Raw genomic sequence first — 19,190 nt, forward strand, 5'->3', positions numbered from 1 at the left:
AAAAAATGTTTACAGAATTTTGAAGCTGACATGACAATGTGACACTTCATTTATCTGAAAGCGCCACATCTTATATAAACAGGGGATTGCAGACCATTTATTGCTATTCTTTGGTGCCACTGGCAACCGTGTAAGCGGGACCTTGTTTGTGTTTTTTGTAGTTGCCGAAGATTTCCTTAAAAGCTTTTTTCATGAACTCTCGCAAACCAGTGATTGTTACAACATAGAAAGTGCCCCCTGGTTCGAGCCGATCCCAGGCATCTTGCAGGAAGATATAGAGCAGTTCATTGCCGACTTTGGCTGGGATGTTGGAGCAAATAACATTGAAGTTTTTTTCTGTAACTGCGCTAAAGCCATTACTCAGGCGAGCGGTTGCATTGGTCACTCCGTTTAACTCACAGTTTTTGTTGGCATAATCCACCGCCACAAAATCTTTATCCACCATCAGGGTTTGGCCTTGAGGAGCCTGTTTGGCCATGGTGATTCCTAAGGCACCATAACCGCAGCCCAGATCCAGACAGTTATCGGTGGTCTCAATATCCATGTACTTCAGCAACATGATAGTGCCGTCGTCGATATTACGTGGCGAGAACAAGCCCCAGGTAGTTTTGAACTGCAAAGGAAAATCACAGAGAGTATCTTCGAATTGAAGATCTTGTTTCAGTCCAGGAATATCAGATTTAGTGTAATGGGCCATGGTATTGAAGGTAAAAGTTTAAGATGGCGCGATTTTATCACTATGTAGTAAGAATCCCTAATGGGGAGGTTTTTATTTATGGGTGCACCGCTCTCAATATATCGGGTTGTTGGGGTTTCGCCCCTCGGCGACCTTCTTTTTCTTATTCGCGTAAGAAAAAGAAGGCAAAAAGAAGCGCGCCCCGAGATTGAGGTTTCACTTCGTTCAACTACCTTCGTCTCCGCCAAGCCACTTAACGCACCGTAAAATACGTTCCATCCCTGGCCCGAATTTTACTATTCAAAACATCCTGTTTTGAATTGCTATGTCTTGGCTACTACTCAGCTCAATCTAAGGGGGTAGTTGGAACATGAGATTGATACGTGTGCTTTAATTGGCAAAGAGCCTTTGAAGGTGATTTTCTGGGAAACTTACAGCTCATGGGAGAAAGTACGTTGGAAAAGATAATGTTTTGCATTGTCGCCTTCCAACAGATACTGATATGTTCTCGGGGAATCACTCTGGGTTGCCCTTACCCACCAAATAGTTATTCTGAAGATGTATTTAGTGGCTATATCACTGTGATAGAATGCGCTTCATATTTTCGCCTTAAAATAGTTAGGTTTCATGAATCAAACGCCTTTTGTCTTTTTCTGTCGTCCGGGTTTTGAATCGGATTGTGCCGCTGAGGTGCAGTCTTTTGCTAATGCCTGTGATCTGGCAGGTTATGCGAATACCACGCCGAATTCGGGTTACGTTCGTTTTTTCTTATTCGATGAGGCGAGTGAGCAGGCGTTTTTTGAAGAGTTAAATATCAATGAGCTGATCTTTGTGCGTCAGTGGTTCTGGGCCAAAGCCGAGCTAATTGAGCTTCCGCTTGAAGATCGTATTACGCCAATTCTTGAAGCCTGTAGCCAAATTGCTATGGCCAAAAGGGTATTGGTGGAGCATCTTGATAGCGATGAGGGTCGTGAGCTTTCTAAGTTCTGTAAAAAGTTTTCCACACCAGTCACGATTGCTCTTGAGAAACAGGGCTTGATTCATGATGACAGCGAGTTTCAATTACATTTGTTGTTTTTAGCAACCGACCATTGCCTGGTCGGCTTTTCGCCCGTTGGGCGTGCTTCCGAGCTTAAAGGCGGTATTTTACGTCTCAAGCTTCCAAAGGATGCGCCAAGCCGTTCGACCTTGAAACTGGAAGAAGCCATTCAAACGCTTATGTCCGGCAAACAGCAAAAGGCGGTTTTGCGTTTAGGCAATACCGCTGTTGATCTCGGTGCAGCGCCCGGCGGTTGGACTTATCAGCTGGTACAACATGGCTTGCAGGTGACGGCGATTGATAATGGCCCTATGGATAAGAAGCTGATGCAGACCGAGCATGTGATTCACCTTAAAGAAAACGCATTGGCCTGGATGCCTGAAAAGCCTGTAAAGATTCTGGTTTGCGATATGGTGGAGAAACCGTCGCTGGTGGCCAAGCTGATGGCTAAATGGTTAGTGGCAGGTAAAACCGAGCATGCCATCTTTAACTTGAAGCTACCGATGAAAAAGCGCTTTCAGGAAGTGAATGAATGCATTGGTATGATTTGTGATGATTTAGAAGAAGCGGATATTGACTACTTCTGGCAAGCTAAGCATTTGTACCATGATCGCGAAGAAATCACGGTCTATTTCCGACGTAAAATAAAAGGTCAGTCGCAGTAAAAACATGCAAAATAACGATACTACAAATCAAATCCCTTTAGGTAAGCAGGTTGAGTATCCTTCTCAATACCAGCCCGAATTATTGTTTCCGGTCGCGCGTCAGCTGAAGCGTGTTGAAATTGATATACAGGGGCAGCTACCTTTTCATGGCACGGATATCTGGAATGCTTATGAGCTGTCATGGCTCAATGCCAAAGGTAAACCGCAAGTTGCCATCGCTGTGTTTGAGTTTGATTGCACCAGTACCAACATCATCGAATCGAAATCTTTCAAGCTCTATCTCAACTCATTAAACCAAAGCCGGTTTGCTGACTGGCAAGCGGTTGAAAAGACTGTGACTAATGATTTATCTAAAGCCGCAGAGACCAGCGTTTCGGTAAGGCTATTCAAGGTTGAAGAGTACAACCTGAGTGTGCCTGTTAAAGAATGGCAAGGTATTTTGCTGGATGACCTGGATATTGAAATTAATGATTATCAGTATCAGCCAGAATTGCTTAAGCTCCAATCTGATGAAGTGGTTAGCGAATCTTTATACAGTCATTTGTTGAAAAGTAATTGTTTAATCACCTCCCAGCCGGATTGGGCCAGTATTCTAATAGAATATAAAGGCCCCAAAATCCATCAGGAATCACTGCTCAAGTATTTAATTTCATTCCGCAATCATAATGAATTTCATGAACAGTGCGTGGAACGTGTCTTCACCGATATCATGCGCTACTGCAAACCGTCTGAATTGACCGTATACGCGCGCTATACCCGTCGGGGTGGTTTGGATATCAATCCGTGGCGTTCTAATGTCAGCGGTAAAATCTGCCACAATCAGCGCCACGCTCGTCAATAACTAGCTCGTTAAAAGTTGCCTCGTCAAAATCTGGCTTGTGAAAAGAAAAGGCTCGGCGTCAACTTGATATAACTTTAGGTCATACAGTTATGGTTGATAATTCGTAGAGTATAGACGTCTATACGTCAATAATGTGTCTCCCAGTGACCTATTGATGTATCGACGTGACCGTAAAAGAACAGCAGTTAGGCAGCTTCAGAGGAAAACCTCTTAATGATGAGCTGCTTCATAAAATCCGCAATTTAAATGCCCATGAAATCAACTGGCTTAGCGGCTATTGTGCTGGGCTACTTGACTCTCAGTCTGAAAACCTTGCTGCACCGGTGGTGGATAACCTACCGGTTGCCAATTCTTTTGCGAATCAGGCTGCGAACCGCGTTTCAAAATCAGCCAAGCCAGTGCTGGTGTTATACGCATCGCAGACCGGCAATGCGCAATCTATCGCCGAACAGCTTATTGAACATTTACAGGCAAAGTCCGTGACTGCTCACTTAAAGTCGACACTCGAAGTTGCTGCAAAAGAGCTGGCGGATTACTCGACAATCTTGTTGGTGGCATCGACGCATGGCGAGGGTGAGCCACCAGATGATGCCATCGATTTGTATGAAGCCTTAACCAGCAAAAAACTATTGTCGAAAGGTTCTCTGTTAAAGGATACAAATTTCGCAGTGCTTGGCCTGGGAGATTCCAGTTACGAATTCTTCTGTCAGACAGCCAAAGATTTTGCTGAGAGTTTTAGTAAACTTGGAGCGCAGCAGTTAAGCGAGTTGGTGCTTTGTGATGTTGATTATCAGCAGCCAGCAACGCAATGGGTAGAGCAGGTTTCAACTGAAGTAGCAGCATTAATTGCGCAGTCTTCTACAGAGCTGGATTCATCAAACAGCGCCATAGCAGATGTGAATGTCTTGTCTGAACAAACAGCCTATAGCAAGGATAACCCCTTCAAAGCAACCGTTGCGACCATTCAGAAAATAACCGGTAGAGGCTCGCCTAAAGAAACCTATCACCTTGAGATTGATATAGAAGATTCGAATATAAGTTATGAGCCTGGTGATGCGCTAGGAATTGTTGTGCACAATCCGGAGTCATTAGTTGATGAGATCATCAGTCTCTTGGATCTAGATGCAGAAACATCAGTCAATTATCAGAATCAGAATTCAACGCTAAAAAAATATTTAACAGAATTTGCTGAGCTAACCTTGATCAGCAAATCAACCATTAAAGGATTGTTAGAACTAGAATCTAACGATGAGTTACAGACAATTTATGATCATGGCTACAGTGAATTTATAATAAATCACCAGTTTGTAGATTTATTGCATATTGCACAGCCAACAATCATCGGGCAGCAGTTGGTTGATATTTTAAAACCGATAAAACCTCGCCTATATTCAATCGCTTGCAGCCAGCAGGAGTTCGAAGATGAAGTCCATCTGACTTTAAATCATGTCTCCGTTAATAACACTTATGGCGAGCGTTATGGGCTGGCTAGTCATCATTTAACACAATTGATAAGCGAGGGTGAGACTGTCAGTGTTTTTGTTGAACACAATCCAAAATTCAAATTACCGACGGTCGATGCGCCGATCATTATGGTTGGCCCAGGCACTGGCGTTGCGCCTTTTCGGGCATTTCTTCAGGAGCGTGCGGCAAGCAACGGCTCTGCAAAAAACAGCACAGCAAAAAACTGGCTGATATTTGGTAATCCACATTTCGATACCGATTTTTTGTATCAGGTTGAAATTCAAAAATATGTCAGTTCTGGTTTATTGAACAAGCTGGATTTGGCTTTCTCTCGTGACAGCGAACAAAAAGTCTATGTGCAACATAAGCTCTTAGACAATGCACAAGAGTTGTGGCAGTGGCTGGAGCAGGGTGCATATTTTTATGTGTGTGGCGATATGCACAAAATGGCGAAAGATGTGGAGCAGACTCTGCTGACCATCATTCAAGAGCAGGGCCAACGTGACGAAGAAGAAGCCAAACAATATTTGAAAGCGTTAAAAGTCAATCAAAGATACCAGCGGGATGTGTACTGATGAGTAAAGTAAAGCCAACCATTTATGATCCAAAAAAGCACACAGTGGTCGAAACCATAAAAGTGAACAGCAATTACTTGCGTGGAACCTTAGAGCAGAGCTTAAAAAGTGAGCTGACCGGTGCAATTGCTGATGACGATCAGATGATCATTAAGTTTCATGGTTCTTATCAGCAGGATGACCGTGATTTACGTGCGGAACGACGCAAACAAAAATTGGAACCTTTATACTCATTTATGATTCGAGCACGTTTACCGGGCGGCATTGCTAGTGTTGAACAGTATAAAGTTCTGGCTAAGGTTGCTCAGGACTATGGGCATAGCAGTCTGCGCTTAACCACGCGACAAACCTATCAATGGCATGGCGTTGTTAAACGTCATTTAAAGCAAACAATTGCCGGTATTAATACAGCACTGGTCGATTCGATTGCAGCTTGTGGTGATGTTAATCGTAATGTAATGGCGAATCCTTTGTTTGAGCAATCAAAATTGCATGCAGAAGTGTATGAATGGTCAAAAAAGATCAGCGAACATTTGCTACCCAATACCAATGCTTATCATGAAATCTGGTTGGATGGTGAGAAAGTTGAAAGCACCGAAGAGCCGATTTATGGCAAAACATATTTGCCTCGGAAATTCAAAATCGCAATTGCGGTACCACCTAACAATGATGTGGATATTTATGCCAATGATATTGGCTTAATCGCCATCACTGAAAACGAAACCTTAATTGGTTTCAATGTGCTGGTGGGTGGTGGCATGGGCAGTTCACACAATGACCCAGAAACTTACCCGAGAGCGGCTAGCGTGATTGGTTTTTGTAAACCGGAAGAAACATTAAAGGTAGTTGAGTCGATATTGAAAGTGCAGCGCGATTACGGCAATCGTGAAGTGAGAAAGTTGGCGAGACTCAAGTACACCATTGATCGTTTGACGGTTGAAGGATTTAAAGAGACTTTATCTGATTATGTTGGGTGGTCGTTACAGCCAGCTCAACCTTTCAGTTTTGAGCATAATGGCGATCGCTATGGCTGGATAAAATCTGATGATGGAAAGTGGCATCTCACCCTCTATATCCATAGTGGCAGAATCAAGGATACTGAACAATCCCAAGTGTTTACTGGGCTGTTAAAAATTACCGACGTGCATGATGGGGAGTTCCGTTGTTCACCTAATCAAAACCTGATTATTAGTAATGTCAGGGAAGAAAACAAAGCAGCAGTAGAGCAGATTTTAGAGCAGCACAATATCAGCATAGGTCAAACGGAAACTCCAACCCGCTTGCATGCATTGGCTTGTGTGGCATTTCCTACCTGTGCATTAGCAATGGCTGAGGCGGAACGTTATTTGCCAACGCTTTTAGACAAAATCGAAGTGCAGCTTGAACGATATGGGATTGCAAACGTGCCGATTAATATTCGTATGACGGGTTGCCCTAATGGTTGTGCGCGACCTTATCTCGGGGAGATCGGTTTTGTCGGAAAAGCACCGGGCAAGTACAACTTGTATCTGGGGGCCAGCCATACCGGCGATAGAGTCAATAAACTGTATCGAGAAAATATCAACGAAGCAGAAATATTGAAAGAACTCGATCCGATTTTTGCCAGCTTTGCGCAACATCGTTCACCTGAAGAGTCTTTTGGTGATTTTGTGATTCGCCAGGGTTATGTTGCCGCAGTCCACAATGGAGATGATTTTCATGCTTAATTATAAAGAGACTGAAGGTTGTCATTAAGATGGGTTTAGCAAGTTCAAACTGGTTACAGCAGATTAACCAACAATTAGACAACAGCAGTGCCATTGAGCGCATTGAGTTTATGCTGGAGAAAGTACCCGGCAATGCTGCGTTGGCTTCCAGTTTTGGTGCTCAGTCTGCGGTCAGTTTGCATATGGTTACACAGGTTATGCCAGAAATCCCCGTGATTCTGATTGATACTGGCTATTTATTCCCTGAAACTTATCAGTTCATCGATGAGCTGCGATCTAAGCTTAATCTGAACCTGAAAGTGTATCGCAATGAACTCAGCCCAGCATGGCAGGAAGCGCGCTACGGTCAGCAGTGGCAACAGGGGAAGTCAGGCATCGAGGCCTATAATCTTCGCAATAAAGTGGAGCCGATGGATAGAGCCTTGGAGGAGTTACAGACAGAGGTTTGGTTTTCTGGATTGCGTCGTCAGCAGGCCAAAAGTCGCGAGCAACTTCCGGTGGTGCAGGCATTTAAGGGTCGACTTAAGGTTCATCCTATTATTGATTGGAACAATAAAACTATTCATAAGTATCTGAAAAAACACCAGCTGCCTTATCATCCTTTGTGGGAAAAAGGTTATGTTTCCATCGGTGATACCCACAGTACGAAGCCACTTAGCGGGGAGATGACTGAAGAGGAAACCCGTTTTGGCGGTGTAGTGCGTGAGTGTGGTTTACATGTTGATACCTTGTCAGGTTTATAATGTGCGTTCAATTGTCTAATAACCTTATGTTTTTCAAGTTCATTTCATAACTGTTGCCCTTCATTCAACCGTATATTCTATTTGGATATATAGGACTGCCTAAAGATTATTTTTGCTCCTGTTCGACAGGTGTTTAGATATAGCCATCTAAACGGTTAATCAAGTGTCATCTTATGGAATACTTTCCTATTACAGTGCGCCTCCAGGATCAGCAATGCATCATTGTTGGTGGTGGCGAGATCGCCCACCGAAAGCTAAAAAGTCTGCTCAAGGCCAAAGCCAAGGTCAGTTTAATTGCATTTGATTTTTCGTCAGATGTACGAGCTTTAGCAGAGCAATACCAGTTGCCATTATATCAACAGTCGTTCGATGAACAGCTTAGTGAAAGACTGCTTGATGAGGCTTATTTAATCGTTGCAGCTACTGACAACCGAGAGCTTAATGAGCAGGTTAGTTTCGCTGCACGCAAGCGCAGAATCTGGGTTAACGTGGTCGATGATTTGGAATTGAGCACTTTTATTATGCCTGCCATTATTGATCGTTCGCCACTTTTGGTGGCGGTATCGACTGGCGGTGTCTCACCGGTACTCGCACGCAAAATCCGAGAAAAAATTGAATGGCTATTGCCAACCAATTTAGGTGGGCTGCTTAGTAAGCTCAAAGCCTATCGGCCACGGATAAAAAAAAAGTTTCCCGACCTGAAAAGTAAGCGTGATTTCTCCGAATGGTATATTGAACAGGCTATTGCTGATCCAGCTGCCATCGAAAGTGACTTTAATGTAAATCTCGAAAACTATCAGGCACTCAATGCAGGCAAACAAAAGGGTAAAGTATATCTGGTTGGAGCGGGACCTGGCGATGCTGAGCTGTTAACCATCAAAGCGCTTAAAGTCTTGCAAACTGCTGATGTGGTTCTACACGATGCTTTGGTTTCTGAACAGATTCTTGAGCAGGTGCGACGGGATGCAACTTTAGTTCATGTGGGTAAAAGAGCACACAATCACAGCGTCACTCAGGATGAAACTAATCGTTTGCTGGTCCAATATGCGCAACAGGGATTATCGGTTGTCAGGCTTAAAGGTGGAGATCCTTTTATCTTTGGGCGTGGTGGTGAAGAGCTGGAAGTATTAGTCAGTGCTGGAATTAATTATGAAGTGGTGCCGGGAATAACGGCGGCTTCGGGCTGTGCCAGCTATGCGGGGATTCCGCTAACCCATCGCGACTATGCACAAACGGTTATGTTCATTACGGCACACTGCGCTAATTCTATTGATAAGCTCAATTGGCAAAGCCTGGCTAGAGAAAAACAGACCGTTGCTATCTACATGGGGCTACTTCGCAATGAAACCCTGGTCAGTAATTTGATTGAGCATGGGAGAGATGGAGCAACACCAATTGCCATTATTGAGAATGGCACTTTGCCGGAGCAAAGAGTTGTGATCGGTACATTGCGTCAACTGTCAGAACTTGTTGAGCAACATCAAGTAGTATCACCGGCACTTATTTTGATTGGAGAAGTAACTGGCTTAGCGGAAAAATTGGATTGGTTTCAACACAGCACTCTTCTTAGAGGCAACTCTGAAGTCAGTCAAAATGATGAAGACCTGGTCTTGCGAAAAGTCAGCTGAATTGAAATGCAGTAGCCATAAAAAAACCCGACTTAGAAGTCGGGTTTTTTGTGATGGTTGAATGATCTTATAAAGAGATTAATCGGCACCAGCCATCAGCTTTTTGATCAGTGGTGATATCAACAGCATAAATACTGCAATACCTATGGCAACGTAACCAACATTAGAATACACCTCGATGTAAGTGGCTTTTGCCGCTCCAACGTCAGTTAATTGACCACCGATAGTTTCAGCACCTGTGGTACGGGCGATGATACCAGCCAGGAAGTTTGATAGGCCGCTATATAGGAACCAGGCCCCCATACTCATACCCACTGCTTGTATTGGCGCTAACTTGGTCACAGCGGATAAGCCCACTGGAGAAACCATTAACTCACCCATGGTGTGGATGAAGTAAATCAGGAAGATAAAGATTACCGCAGTCATGCCTGCGCTTCCTGTTGCTTTCATACCCAGTACCAGTACCAGATAACCGGCACCCGCTAAAAATACGCCCATTGCGAATTTAACAGGCGTTGATGGGTTCATTTTCTTTTTTGCAAGCCAAATCCAGAGCCATGCCAGAAGTGGTGCAAAGGTGAAAATAAAGAAGGCATTAAGTGCCTGGAAAACTGGTGCAGGAACTGACCAGCCTAATAGCTCACGATCAACTAAGCGGTCTGTGAAGAGGTTCAACGATGAACCAGCTTGCTCGAACAACGCCCAGAATGGAATCTGTGCCAAGATGAAGTAGATGGCCGCAAACATACGTTTTTGCTCATCGCCGCTCAGCTTAATGAGGGCATAAGCAATCAAGTAGATAAACATCAACAAGCCGATTGGACCTAGAATGCCGCCCATAATGTCTGGGTTCATAACAAAGAACATGGACAAGGCAATGATGCCCACACCAATCAAGTAGCACATCCACTCGAAATTAACGAATGCAAAAGCTTTTTCTTTTAGCTTAGCAGGGTTTGGTGGATCAGCTTTACCTTGCAGCCAATCTTGTTTCCAAAGGAAGGTCACTAACCCCAGTAGCATACCAATGCCTGCAAGACCGAAGCCGTAAGCCCAGCCCCAGACGATACCGATGATACCGCAAGTTATTGAAGATAAGAATGAACCTAGGTTGATACCCATATAGAACAGAGTAAAACCTGAGTCACGGCGGGTATCACCGAAACCATATAAAGAACCGACAATGGTTGAGATGTTAGCTTTTAGGAAGCCTACACCAGCAATAATTAACGCTAGCGATAAGTAAAGAATGTTCAGATATAAAGGTTGGTGAACAATTCGGGTTTCATAATCGCTACCGCTGATGTTTGCCGGTAAACCAACTGCTTCAGGATTCTCAATAGTAAAGGAACGGTTTTCACCATAAGTTATTGGTGAGCGGCCATCTTCACTGACAATAATAGGCGTCGCATCTCCACCTCTGCCATCCAGAGTTAGTTGATACTCGGCATTATTGTAGGTCATGATTTCTTTTGAGCCGCTTCCTTCAAAAGCCATACCGGTATGGCCAAGCACAAGCAGAATAGCACCAAAAGTTACTGCTTTTCTTGCCCCTAAATACTTGTCAGCCAATGAACCACCGATAATGGTCATGACGTAAACTAGTGCAGTATAGGCACCATAAAGAACAGATGATCGTTCATCTGAAAATAGGAAGTGCTGCGTTAAGTAAATGATAAGAAGGGCGCGCATGCCATAATAAGAAAAGCGCTCCCACATTTCTGTAAAAAAGAGCACTACTAAACCACGAGGATGGCCTAATATGGTTTTTTCGCTTTCTGGTATTGGGTTTGTTTCGGCCGTCATTGTCGGCGGACTCCTATAAAAAATGGATTTGAACTTAGAATTAACTATTTATAGTTTTATATGTTTTTCGCTAGTATCAGCGATAAAACGATCACGTTAGTTTAGCTATGAGTCACCTGAAAGCAAGGGGAAATGGCCTTTTTAGTTTAAATTTGATTAAAAAATATACAGTTAGAGGTTGGTAAACATGCAGCAATCCAGTTTGTGCTTTGGTCAGTCCTCGGAAATTATTCAGCTCAAAGATGCTGAAATTGAGCTTTTGCCTCATTTTCTGCCTGCTGAGGAGGGGGGTAATCTGTTTGAGAACCTGCTTGAGGCGGTTGATTGGCAGTCGGAAACCATTCGAATTGCTGGTGTCGAGCGGTTAGTACCCAGATTGACCGCCTGGTATGGAGATAAAGGTGCCAGTTATACCTATTCTGGGGTTATTCACCATCCTATTCCTTGGAGTGAGCAGCTCCTGGCTTTGAAGAAGCGGATTGAGCAGGTTTGCCAGACATCCTTTAATAGTGCCTTGTTTAATCTGTACCGTGATGGCAGGGACAGCGTCGCCTGGCATAGCGATGATGAGCCGGAGCTGGGTGCCAAGCCAATTATTGCTTCCTTAAGTTTAGGCGCGCCGCGCAGCTTACAGCTCAAGCACAAAAAACACAAAGATTTACGTCACAAACTGACGTTAACTTCTGGTAGTCTATTGGTCATGCGTGGAGATACTCAGCGGTGTTGGCAGCATCAGGTTCCAAAAGAGCCGGCTATTACTGAGCCACGAATCAATATTACTTTTCGGAACATTGTCACTAACCACAAATAATAAGGAGCCACTGTGTCATTTCTTGCCTGTCGCGTCTTTGAAAAAACTGAGTCTGAAAAAACTGAGTCTGAGAAAACGAGTCCTAAAGTCCAAAAGACCACCATCTATCATCAGCTGGTACAAATGGAAACCGATGAGCTCACCGCCGGTGATGTTTTGATTCGTGTCGATTATTCCAGCATCAATTATAAGGATGCATTGGCGGCTTCAGGTCGCGGTAAAATCATGAAGCAGTTTCCGCTTAATGCCGGTATCGACTTAGCCGGTGTGATTGTCGAGTCGGATAATGATGCCTATCAGGCTGGGGATAAAGTGCTGGTCAATGGCTGCGGTATTGGCGAGCAGTATGATGGCGGTCTGGCGCAATATGCACGAGTGAAGTCGGATTGGGTAATCAAGATTCCTGAAGCTTATGACACACGCCAGGCGATGATTATTGGTACTGCCGGTTTTACAGCGGCACTTGCCATTCATCGAATGCAGGTTAATGATCAAAAACCTGAGATGGGGCCAATCGTAGTCACTGGCGCCAGCGGTGGAGTAGGAAGCATCGCGGTGAACCTGCTCAGCAAATTAGGCTATGAAGTGATTGCACTGACTAGCCGTAAAAGTATGCATGACTATTTATTCGAGTTAGGTGCAAATAAAGTCGTCAGCGAAGACAAACTTGGAATGTCAGATAAGCCACTGGGTAAAGCGCTGTTTGGTGGTGCCATCGATAACATAGGCGGAAAAACCTTAAGCAACATTATTGCCCATACTCAGTTATGGGGAAATGTAGCATCCATCGGATTAGCGCAAAGCCCGAATCTTGAAGCAAAAGTATTTCCTTTTATTTTGCGTGGCGTCAGTTTGCTCGGCATCAGTTCTACTAATTGTCCAATGCCTTTGCGTACCAAGTTATGGCATCAGTTTGGAAAAGAGCTGCCATTGCCAGACTTTGAAGCAATCGTCAGCAAAGAAATCGCACTTGAAGATGTCTCGCCGTATTTTGATGAACTAATCGACAAAAAACACCATGGCCGACTCATCGTGAACTGCCAATAATCAAGCAAATTTACTCATAAGAAAAAAGAACATTATGCAAACAGGATATCGCTTCGAAACTATCGATCCGGAACACAGCATTGTCATTACCGCAAGTCAGCGTTTAGCGCGTCATTTGCGCGAAGAATATAACCGCTGGCAAGCTGCTCAAGGGAAGACGGTATGGGCAACTTTACAGGTTATGCCTTGGGGAGCCTTTACTGCAACTTTGTGGGATCTACTGAGAGAGCAGTTGAAAAGTAGCTCTTCAGAAAAACTCCCGCACTTGTTATCCGATCAGCAGAGCCAGTTTATCTGGCAGGATATTATTGAGCGATCCGATTGGAATGACTTTCTATTAAATATAAATGCTACCAGCAGTAAAGCTTGGCAAGCCTGGCAGCAATATCAACAGTGGCAACTGGACATCACACAAAGTTTAACCTGGGATAAAGACACGCAGGCATTTAAAGACTGGGCAAGTGAATTTGTGCAGCGACTTGAAGAAAGCCATTGGATAGACAGTGCTTCGAGTATCAATCTTTTGCTAGAGTTGATGTCACAGCATCAGTTACCCGTTGCCGACACTATCTTCACTGCAGGTTTTGAACAGATTACTCCGCAACAACAGAAGCTGTTTGATCGACTCAGGCAAACTTCTAAACTTGAAGAGTTAGCCTCATCTAATACAACGGTGACTCCGCAAGTTCTCAGTTTTAACTCTATGCGGGAAGAGTTTAAGACTGCAATTCATCAGGCAAGAGACTCTGTCATCAAGGCGCTAAAGGATAATCCGGATCAACCCTTTCGCTGTGCCATTGTTGTACCAGAACTTGAAAAGCATAAAGCTCTGATTGAGCGACTGTTGTGGCAAGAATTAACTCCCAGCCTGGAGCCTGAGCAACAGCCAGTGGTAGGTATTTATGATATTTCTCTCGGTGAGTCATTAAACAGGCAGCCGTTAGTAGTAACCGCGCTTAATCTTTTAAAATTTCTCAATGGCAGTATCGAAGCTCAAGTGCTGCAACAGCTTTTGCTAAGCCCCTACTTTGGCAAACCAAAGGCAAGCGGTACTGGTCACGATCAGCTGCTCAGTGATAGAGCTAGACTGGAGAAATTTTTACGTAAAAGTCATAAGCAACGCTTTGCTATCAGTGAGCTTAGCGATTTGGCTCAACAGGCAAAGATCACCAGCTCATCTTTTGCGGACTTAATTGAAAGTTTGAGCTCTGCGCAGCAGCTGGTTAAAACCAAGTTAACGTTAGCAGACTGGGTAAAGCGACTCACTTCAATTTTAGATGCAGCCGAGTGGCCGGGGATGCGCACTCTGCAAAGTCGCGAATATCAGGTACAACAAACCTTGTATGATTGCTTTAATCAGCTACGTCAATTTCAGGTGTTTTATCCGGAAGTGATAAGTTTCTCCAGCTTGTTAGAGCTGCTGTCACAATTGATTGCTGAGAAGCAATTCCACCAAGAACTACCGAAAGCACCGATTCAAGTTATGGGCTTGCTGGAAACTTTAGGTCTGGAATTTGATCAACTCTGGTTAACGGGAGCAACCTATCAGGTGTTGCCAGCCCAACCTAATCCCAATCCGTTTATTGATAAGCAAACACTCAAACAGCATCAGATGCCGGGTAGCTCTGCACAGCGTGAGTATGAGTATGCACAACAGCTATTTAACAGTCTGTTAGCCAGCGGTGATGATGTCACTGTGTCTTATCCCCGTTTCGACGGTAGCAGTGAGCTACTACCCAGTCCTTTTATAGCAGAGTTTCCGGAGCAGACCATTGCTGCGAATGCTCGTTTAGCACCTGACTTTATCAATCAAATCGTTGAAAGCTCCAGACGGGAAGACTCTGTTGAGAGTTACCAGGATACACATGGTCAGCCTTTAGCCACGGGTGTGGTGAAAGGTGGGACAGGCTTCTTTAGAGATCAGATCAACTGTCCATTTAAAGCCTATATGAGTTATCGCCTGAAAGTTAAAGAGTTTGAAGAAGTCGAGCAGGGTTTAAATGCTATGGAGCGTGGAAGCCTGGTGCACACTGTTCTGGAAGCATTCTGGAAAGAGCATGATAGCAACGAGATCCTGACTGATAAAAGCGAATCGCAACTGTCATCATTGATTGAACCTTATCTGGCCAGTGTACTGGATGAATACAGCGAGCAGTTTTATTACCTGCAGCTTGCTGACTTTGCTGACAATGAATTTCAGCGGTTATTGAAACAATTAGTAGAGGCACTGCAAGTTGATGCCAAGCGTTTACCTTTCACATCGTTACCGCCAGAACAGGATCAGTCGATCACCATTGAAGGCTTAACTTTTAATTTAAAAGTCGATCGGATTGATGAAGTTGAAGATGGTCTTTTGATCATTGACTATAAGACCGGAACACCCACCCGCGCAAAGCTGTACCCAAAAAATAAAGAGTTAGCGCCTGAAGAGCCACAGCTAGCTTTGTATGCAATTAATCAAGGTGATAAGCCAATTGCAGGGGTAAGCTTTTTTAATATCAATGCCAAGGAAGTACGTTACCAGGGCGTTGCGGATACAATTGAGAATTTAGCGTTGGATAAACGTAGCGCGATTAAAGAACCCATGTCCGATATTATCGAACGTTGGCAATTACAAATGTCCGAAGTCGCGCGTGATATTAAAGCGGGTACTGCAATAGTCGATCCCAGAAATTGTGACTATTGTGATTTTGCATCTGCTTGCAGAATTAGCCAGCGCAAAAGCCAAGTCCTGCAGACAGGCGAGCATGCCAAACATAATGGAGGCGCTTTATGATTCAGGATCTAAAAGCACGTCAGGAAGCTATTGACCATACTCGCTCCTTTATCGTCCAGGCACCGGCAGGATCGGGAAAAACAGAATTGTTGACCCAGCGGGTACTTAAATTGTTAGCTGTGGTACAAAACCCAGAAGAAGTCGTGGCGATTACCTTCACTAATAAAGCTGCCCGTGAAATGCAGAACCGGATTATGCAATCACTGTATTCAGCGCAAGGACCTAAACCCGATCAGCCGCACAAAGTTCTTACCTGGGAATTGGCTAAAAGTGTATTGCAACGAGACCAGGAATTGGACTGGGGCCTCATGCACAGCCCGCATCGCTTGCGCATTAAAACCTTTGACTCATTGTGCGCCACTATCGCCAATCAGATGCCAGTTTTGGCAAAGTTTGGTGGTCAATTGAGTCCCACCGAAAACCCTTACGAACTTTATTATCAGGCCGCCAAGTCAGTGGTGGACGGAGTCAAGACACAGGAAGCTTGGGCTGGGCATGTTCATCGCGTTCTGGCGCATACCGATAATAAAGTCGAGCAGCTACAAGAGCTGCTGGCGCAACAGTTGGCAAAGCGTGATCAATGGTTGCGGTTGGAACAGGAAGGCACTGCAGAGCGTGACATATTGGAGCAGGGATTTATTGATGTGTTTGAAGCTGAGTTAAAGCAAGTCGACTCGTCAATTCCACAGCCATTAAAGCATCGTTTGCTTTCCTGCATTATTTTTGCAGCAAATTATTTTGAGGATAATCATCCACTGTTTGCGCTCAAAACTCTGGTTGAATGGCCAGAGGCGAAAGCTGGACATTTGGTTTATTGGCAGGCCATTGCCAATTTCTGCATGAGTAAAAACAAAGCTGAGCTATTAAAAACAGGACCCATGCCGCCACAAAAGCTGGGCGAAACCAAAGACGAAAAAGCCATCATCAAATTGAAAAAAGATGAGGCTGCAGAAGTTATGGCAGAACTGGCTGAATACTCAGCTTTTGTTGAGCACATGGCCATTGTTCGAAACTTCCCTAATATTCATTATCAGGATGATGAATGGGAAGTGATTGAATCATTAACTGAGCTGATGCGCATTGCGACCGCTCATTTAACCATAGAATTTAAACGACAAGGCGTTGTAGATTTTACTGAAATATCAATGGCTGCTGATCGCGCTTTAGGAAATATTGATGCCCCTTCTGAATTGGCGCTTAAGCTGGATTATGGTATTTCCCATATCTTGGTGGATGAATTTCAGGATACTTCGTATGGCCAGTATCAACTGATCGAAAAACTGACTGCAGGATGGCAAGCCGATGATGGACGCACCCTCTTTGTAGTTGGCGACCCCATGCAGTCTATTTATAGATTCCGTGAAGCCAACGTTGGCTTATTCATTCAGGCTCGCGATCATGGCATTGGTGATATAAGGCTGGAGTTCTTGCAGTTGACCAGCAACTTCCGGTCCAGTGAAACAGTGGTGAACTGGGTCAATAAAAGTTTTGCCAATATTTTTCCAAGCTACGATGATGCTGTATTAGGTGCGGTCAGTCTGGCAGAAGCAACCGCCACAAAAGATAGTTCAGATGAAGATAAGGTCGACTTTAAAATATTTTTTGGCGATGACTCTAATTCTCCCGGTTCGGATTATGATTCTGAAGAAACCATCACTGATGCCGCAACACAGGAAGCAAACTATATCGCTGAACAGATTGAGGTTTTATTAAAAGAGCAACCTGAACAGGATATAGCCGTTTTGGTCAGGGCGCGCAACCATGGTGTTGCCATCATAGAAGCCTTACAGCAGCGTGCTATTGCTTATGTAGCAGAAGAGTTCGAGGAGTTGGCCGAAAAGCAAAGTGTTCTTGATGTGCTGACATTATTGCGGGTACTCATTCACCCGCATGACAAAGTGGCCTGGATGGCTTTATTGAAGTCTCCCTGGTTTGGCTTGACCTTAACCGACATGAGTTTAATTGAGTCTGTGTTTGGAGATGAGGTTTATCGTGTTTTAACCGACTACCCAGCTGTTGATGGCTTGTCACTGCAGGCAGTCTCAGCTCTTGAAAAACAGGGCGCCATTCTTGAAAAGCATCGTTGGCAGTTATATCAGCAACCTTTAGCGATTCAGTTGGAAGCATTGTGGTTGCACTTGGGGGGCGCCCTGAGCTGTCAGCCTGGTGAGATTGAACAGGTGTACACTTTCCTCGACTTTGTCAGTGGTTATGAGCAGAACCAGATCATTACTGACTACAACCCCCTGCTATTGGCGATGAGTAAGTTGCATGCGCCACCGAGCCGTGAAGACCATTGTCGGGTGTCAATCATGACCATGCACAAATCGAAAGGTCTTGAGTTTGATACGGTATTTTTACCGCAGCTTAATAAAGGCAGTGGCAATAATGACAAGCAACTAATGGTGTGGGAAGAATTTCCAGCACAAGATGATTCCAGTCAGTATTTGATGGCGCCAGTTGATCAGGTAGGGGAAAGCAACTCGCTGTATAAATTTGTGAATGATTTTTCGCGACAAAAGAATCGCTTGGAAAGTGGCCGTTTATTGTATGTAGCCTCAACTCGTGCCAAGCGGCGACTCTTTTTAACCTGTTGTGGAGCCGTTTCCTATAACCAGAAGGAAGAACGATTGAAGGTGGGTTCGTTTGGTCATGATAGTTTGATGAATTTGTTAAGGCCGATTTATGAAACCTTTATTGAGTCAGAAGTATTGCGATTAGAATTGAATGAAGAAGCGGATCACAGTTCAGAGCAGATATTGGATCACAGTTGGCAACGGCTTAAAGCTGATTGGAGCTACCCGAAGTTGAGTGATTCATTTAAAGGAATTAAGTCATTGCTCGAGAAGAATTCCATCATTGCTGAACAGGCAACCATTGAGTTTGATTGGGCGACCGACGTTGCTAAAACGATTGGTGTATTGATGCACCGGCAGTTAGAACTAATAAGCAAAGGGCTGTGGCAACTTAACCAGCAATCGATTAGGGATTACGCGGCTGCAATGTACGAACAGTTATTGAGCTCTGGTTACAATGAAAAGAATGCTCGTTATGCTCAGCAACGAATTGAACAGGGTTTAACTAACGTATTAAATGATCCGAAAGCGCAATGGATTTTATCAGCGCAGCATCAGGACTCAGCTTGTGAATTAGCCTTAACGGGTGTTGTTGATGGAGAATACAAAGCTTTTGTGATTGACAGAACCTTTGTCGACGAAGAAGGCACTCGCTGGATAGTTGATTACAAAACTGGAAGTCATCTTGGTGATGATATCGCTGGATTTATTCAGTCCGAGAAAGAGCGCTACCAAGCTCAGTTAGAGCAATATAAAACATTAATGGCACAGATTGACCAAAGGCCTATTAAACTGGCCCTTTATTTTCCCATGATGAAACGATTTGAGGAATTGTAA

At 44.2% G+C, this 19,190-nt stretch carries 12 protein-coding genes; 10 read left to right on the top strand and 2 right to left on the bottom strand.

Going from position 1 to position 19,190, the window contains the following annotated elements:
- Window positions 1–103 precede the first annotated feature (103 nt).
- Window positions 104–697, bottom strand: a complete 594-nt coding sequence (locus tag KKOR_RS03630; RefSeq protein ID WP_012800656.1) for a class I SAM-dependent methyltransferase — start codon at window positions 695–697, stop codon at window positions 104–106.
- A gap of 606 nt (window positions 698–1,303) precedes the next feature.
- On the opposite strand from KKOR_RS03630, the gene rlmM reads away from it, so the two are divergent.
- From rlmM to cysG, 6 genes are all read left to right on the top strand, one after another.
- A complete protein-coding gene (gene rlmM / locus KKOR_RS03635; protein WP_012800658.1) occupies window positions 1,304–2,380 on the top strand; it encodes a 23S rRNA (cytidine(2498)-2'-O)-methyltransferase RlmM in 1,077 nt (358 codons plus the stop codon).
- Between the two features lie 4 nt (window positions 2,381–2,384).
- Window positions 2,385–3,221, top strand: a complete 837-nt coding sequence (gene queF, locus KKOR_RS03640; protein WP_012800659.1) for an NADPH-dependent 7-cyano-7-deazaguanine reductase QueF — start codon at window positions 2,385–2,387, stop codon at window positions 3,219–3,221.
- Window positions 3,222–3,385: 164 nt separating this feature from the next.
- Entirely contained in the window at window positions 3,386–5,260 is a 1,875-nt protein-coding gene (locus KKOR_RS03645; RefSeq protein WP_012800660.1) for an assimilatory sulfite reductase (NADPH) flavoprotein subunit, read from the top strand.
- Window positions 5,260–6,966: an assimilatory sulfite reductase (NADPH) hemoprotein subunit gene (locus KKOR_RS03650; protein ID WP_012800661.1), complete on the top strand. Its 1,707-nt coding sequence runs from the start codon at window positions 5,260–5,262 to the stop codon at window positions 6,964–6,966. The genes KKOR_RS03645 and KKOR_RS03650 overlap by 1 nt, the downstream gene beginning before the upstream one ends.
- Window positions 6,967–6,995: 29 nt before the next feature.
- Window positions 6,996–7,709 carry a phosphoadenylyl-sulfate reductase gene (locus tag KKOR_RS03655; protein ID WP_012800662.1) on the top strand — a complete coding sequence of 238 codons (714 nt, stop codon included), beginning with the start codon at window positions 6,996–6,998 and terminating at the stop codon, window positions 7,707–7,709.
- 173 nt (window positions 7,710–7,882) lie between these two features.
- Window positions 7,883–9,337 carry a siroheme synthase CysG gene (gene cysG, locus KKOR_RS03660; protein WP_012800663.1) on the top strand — a complete coding sequence of 485 codons (1,455 nt, stop codon included), beginning with the start codon at window positions 7,883–7,885 and terminating at the stop codon, window positions 9,335–9,337.
- Window positions 9,338–9,415: 78 nt separating this feature from the next.
- Here cysG and KKOR_RS03665 read toward each other — a convergent pair whose 3' ends face one another.
- Entirely contained in the window at window positions 9,416–11,143 is a 1,728-nt protein-coding gene (locus tag KKOR_RS03665; RefSeq protein ID WP_012800664.1) for a peptide MFS transporter, read from the bottom strand.
- Between the two features lie 187 nt (window positions 11,144–11,330).
- Here KKOR_RS03665 and KKOR_RS03670 point away from each other — a divergent pair, with 187 nt between their 5' ends.
- The 4 genes from KKOR_RS03670 to KKOR_RS03685 are packed head-to-tail and all read left to right on the top strand — an operon-like array spanning window position 11,331 to window position 19,190.
- Complete coding sequence (locus KKOR_RS03670; RefSeq protein ID WP_012800665.1) at window positions 11,331–11,954, top strand: alpha-ketoglutarate-dependent dioxygenase AlkB family protein; 624 nt, start codon at window positions 11,331–11,333, stop codon at window positions 11,952–11,954.
- A gap of 12 nt (window positions 11,955–11,966) precedes the next feature.
- Complete coding sequence (locus tag KKOR_RS03675; RefSeq protein ID WP_012800666.1) at window positions 11,967–13,001, top strand: YhdH/YhfP family quinone oxidoreductase; 1,035 nt, start codon at window positions 11,967–11,969, stop codon at window positions 12,999–13,001.
- 34 nt (window positions 13,002–13,035) lie between these two features.
- A complete protein-coding gene (locus KKOR_RS03680; protein WP_012800667.1) occupies window positions 13,036–15,777 on the top strand; it encodes a PD-(D/E)XK nuclease family protein in 2,742 nt (913 codons plus the stop codon).
- A complete protein-coding gene (locus KKOR_RS03685) occupies window positions 15,774–19,190 on the top strand; it encodes a UvrD-helicase domain-containing protein (RefSeq protein ID WP_012800668.1) in 3,417 nt (1,138 codons plus the stop codon). The genes KKOR_RS03680 and KKOR_RS03685 overlap by 4 nt, the downstream gene beginning before the upstream one ends.

The organism is Kangiella koreensis DSM 16069, assembly GCF_000024085.1.
Classification (GTDB): domain Bacteria; phylum Pseudomonadota; class Gammaproteobacteria; order Enterobacterales; family Kangiellaceae; genus Kangiella; species Kangiella koreensis.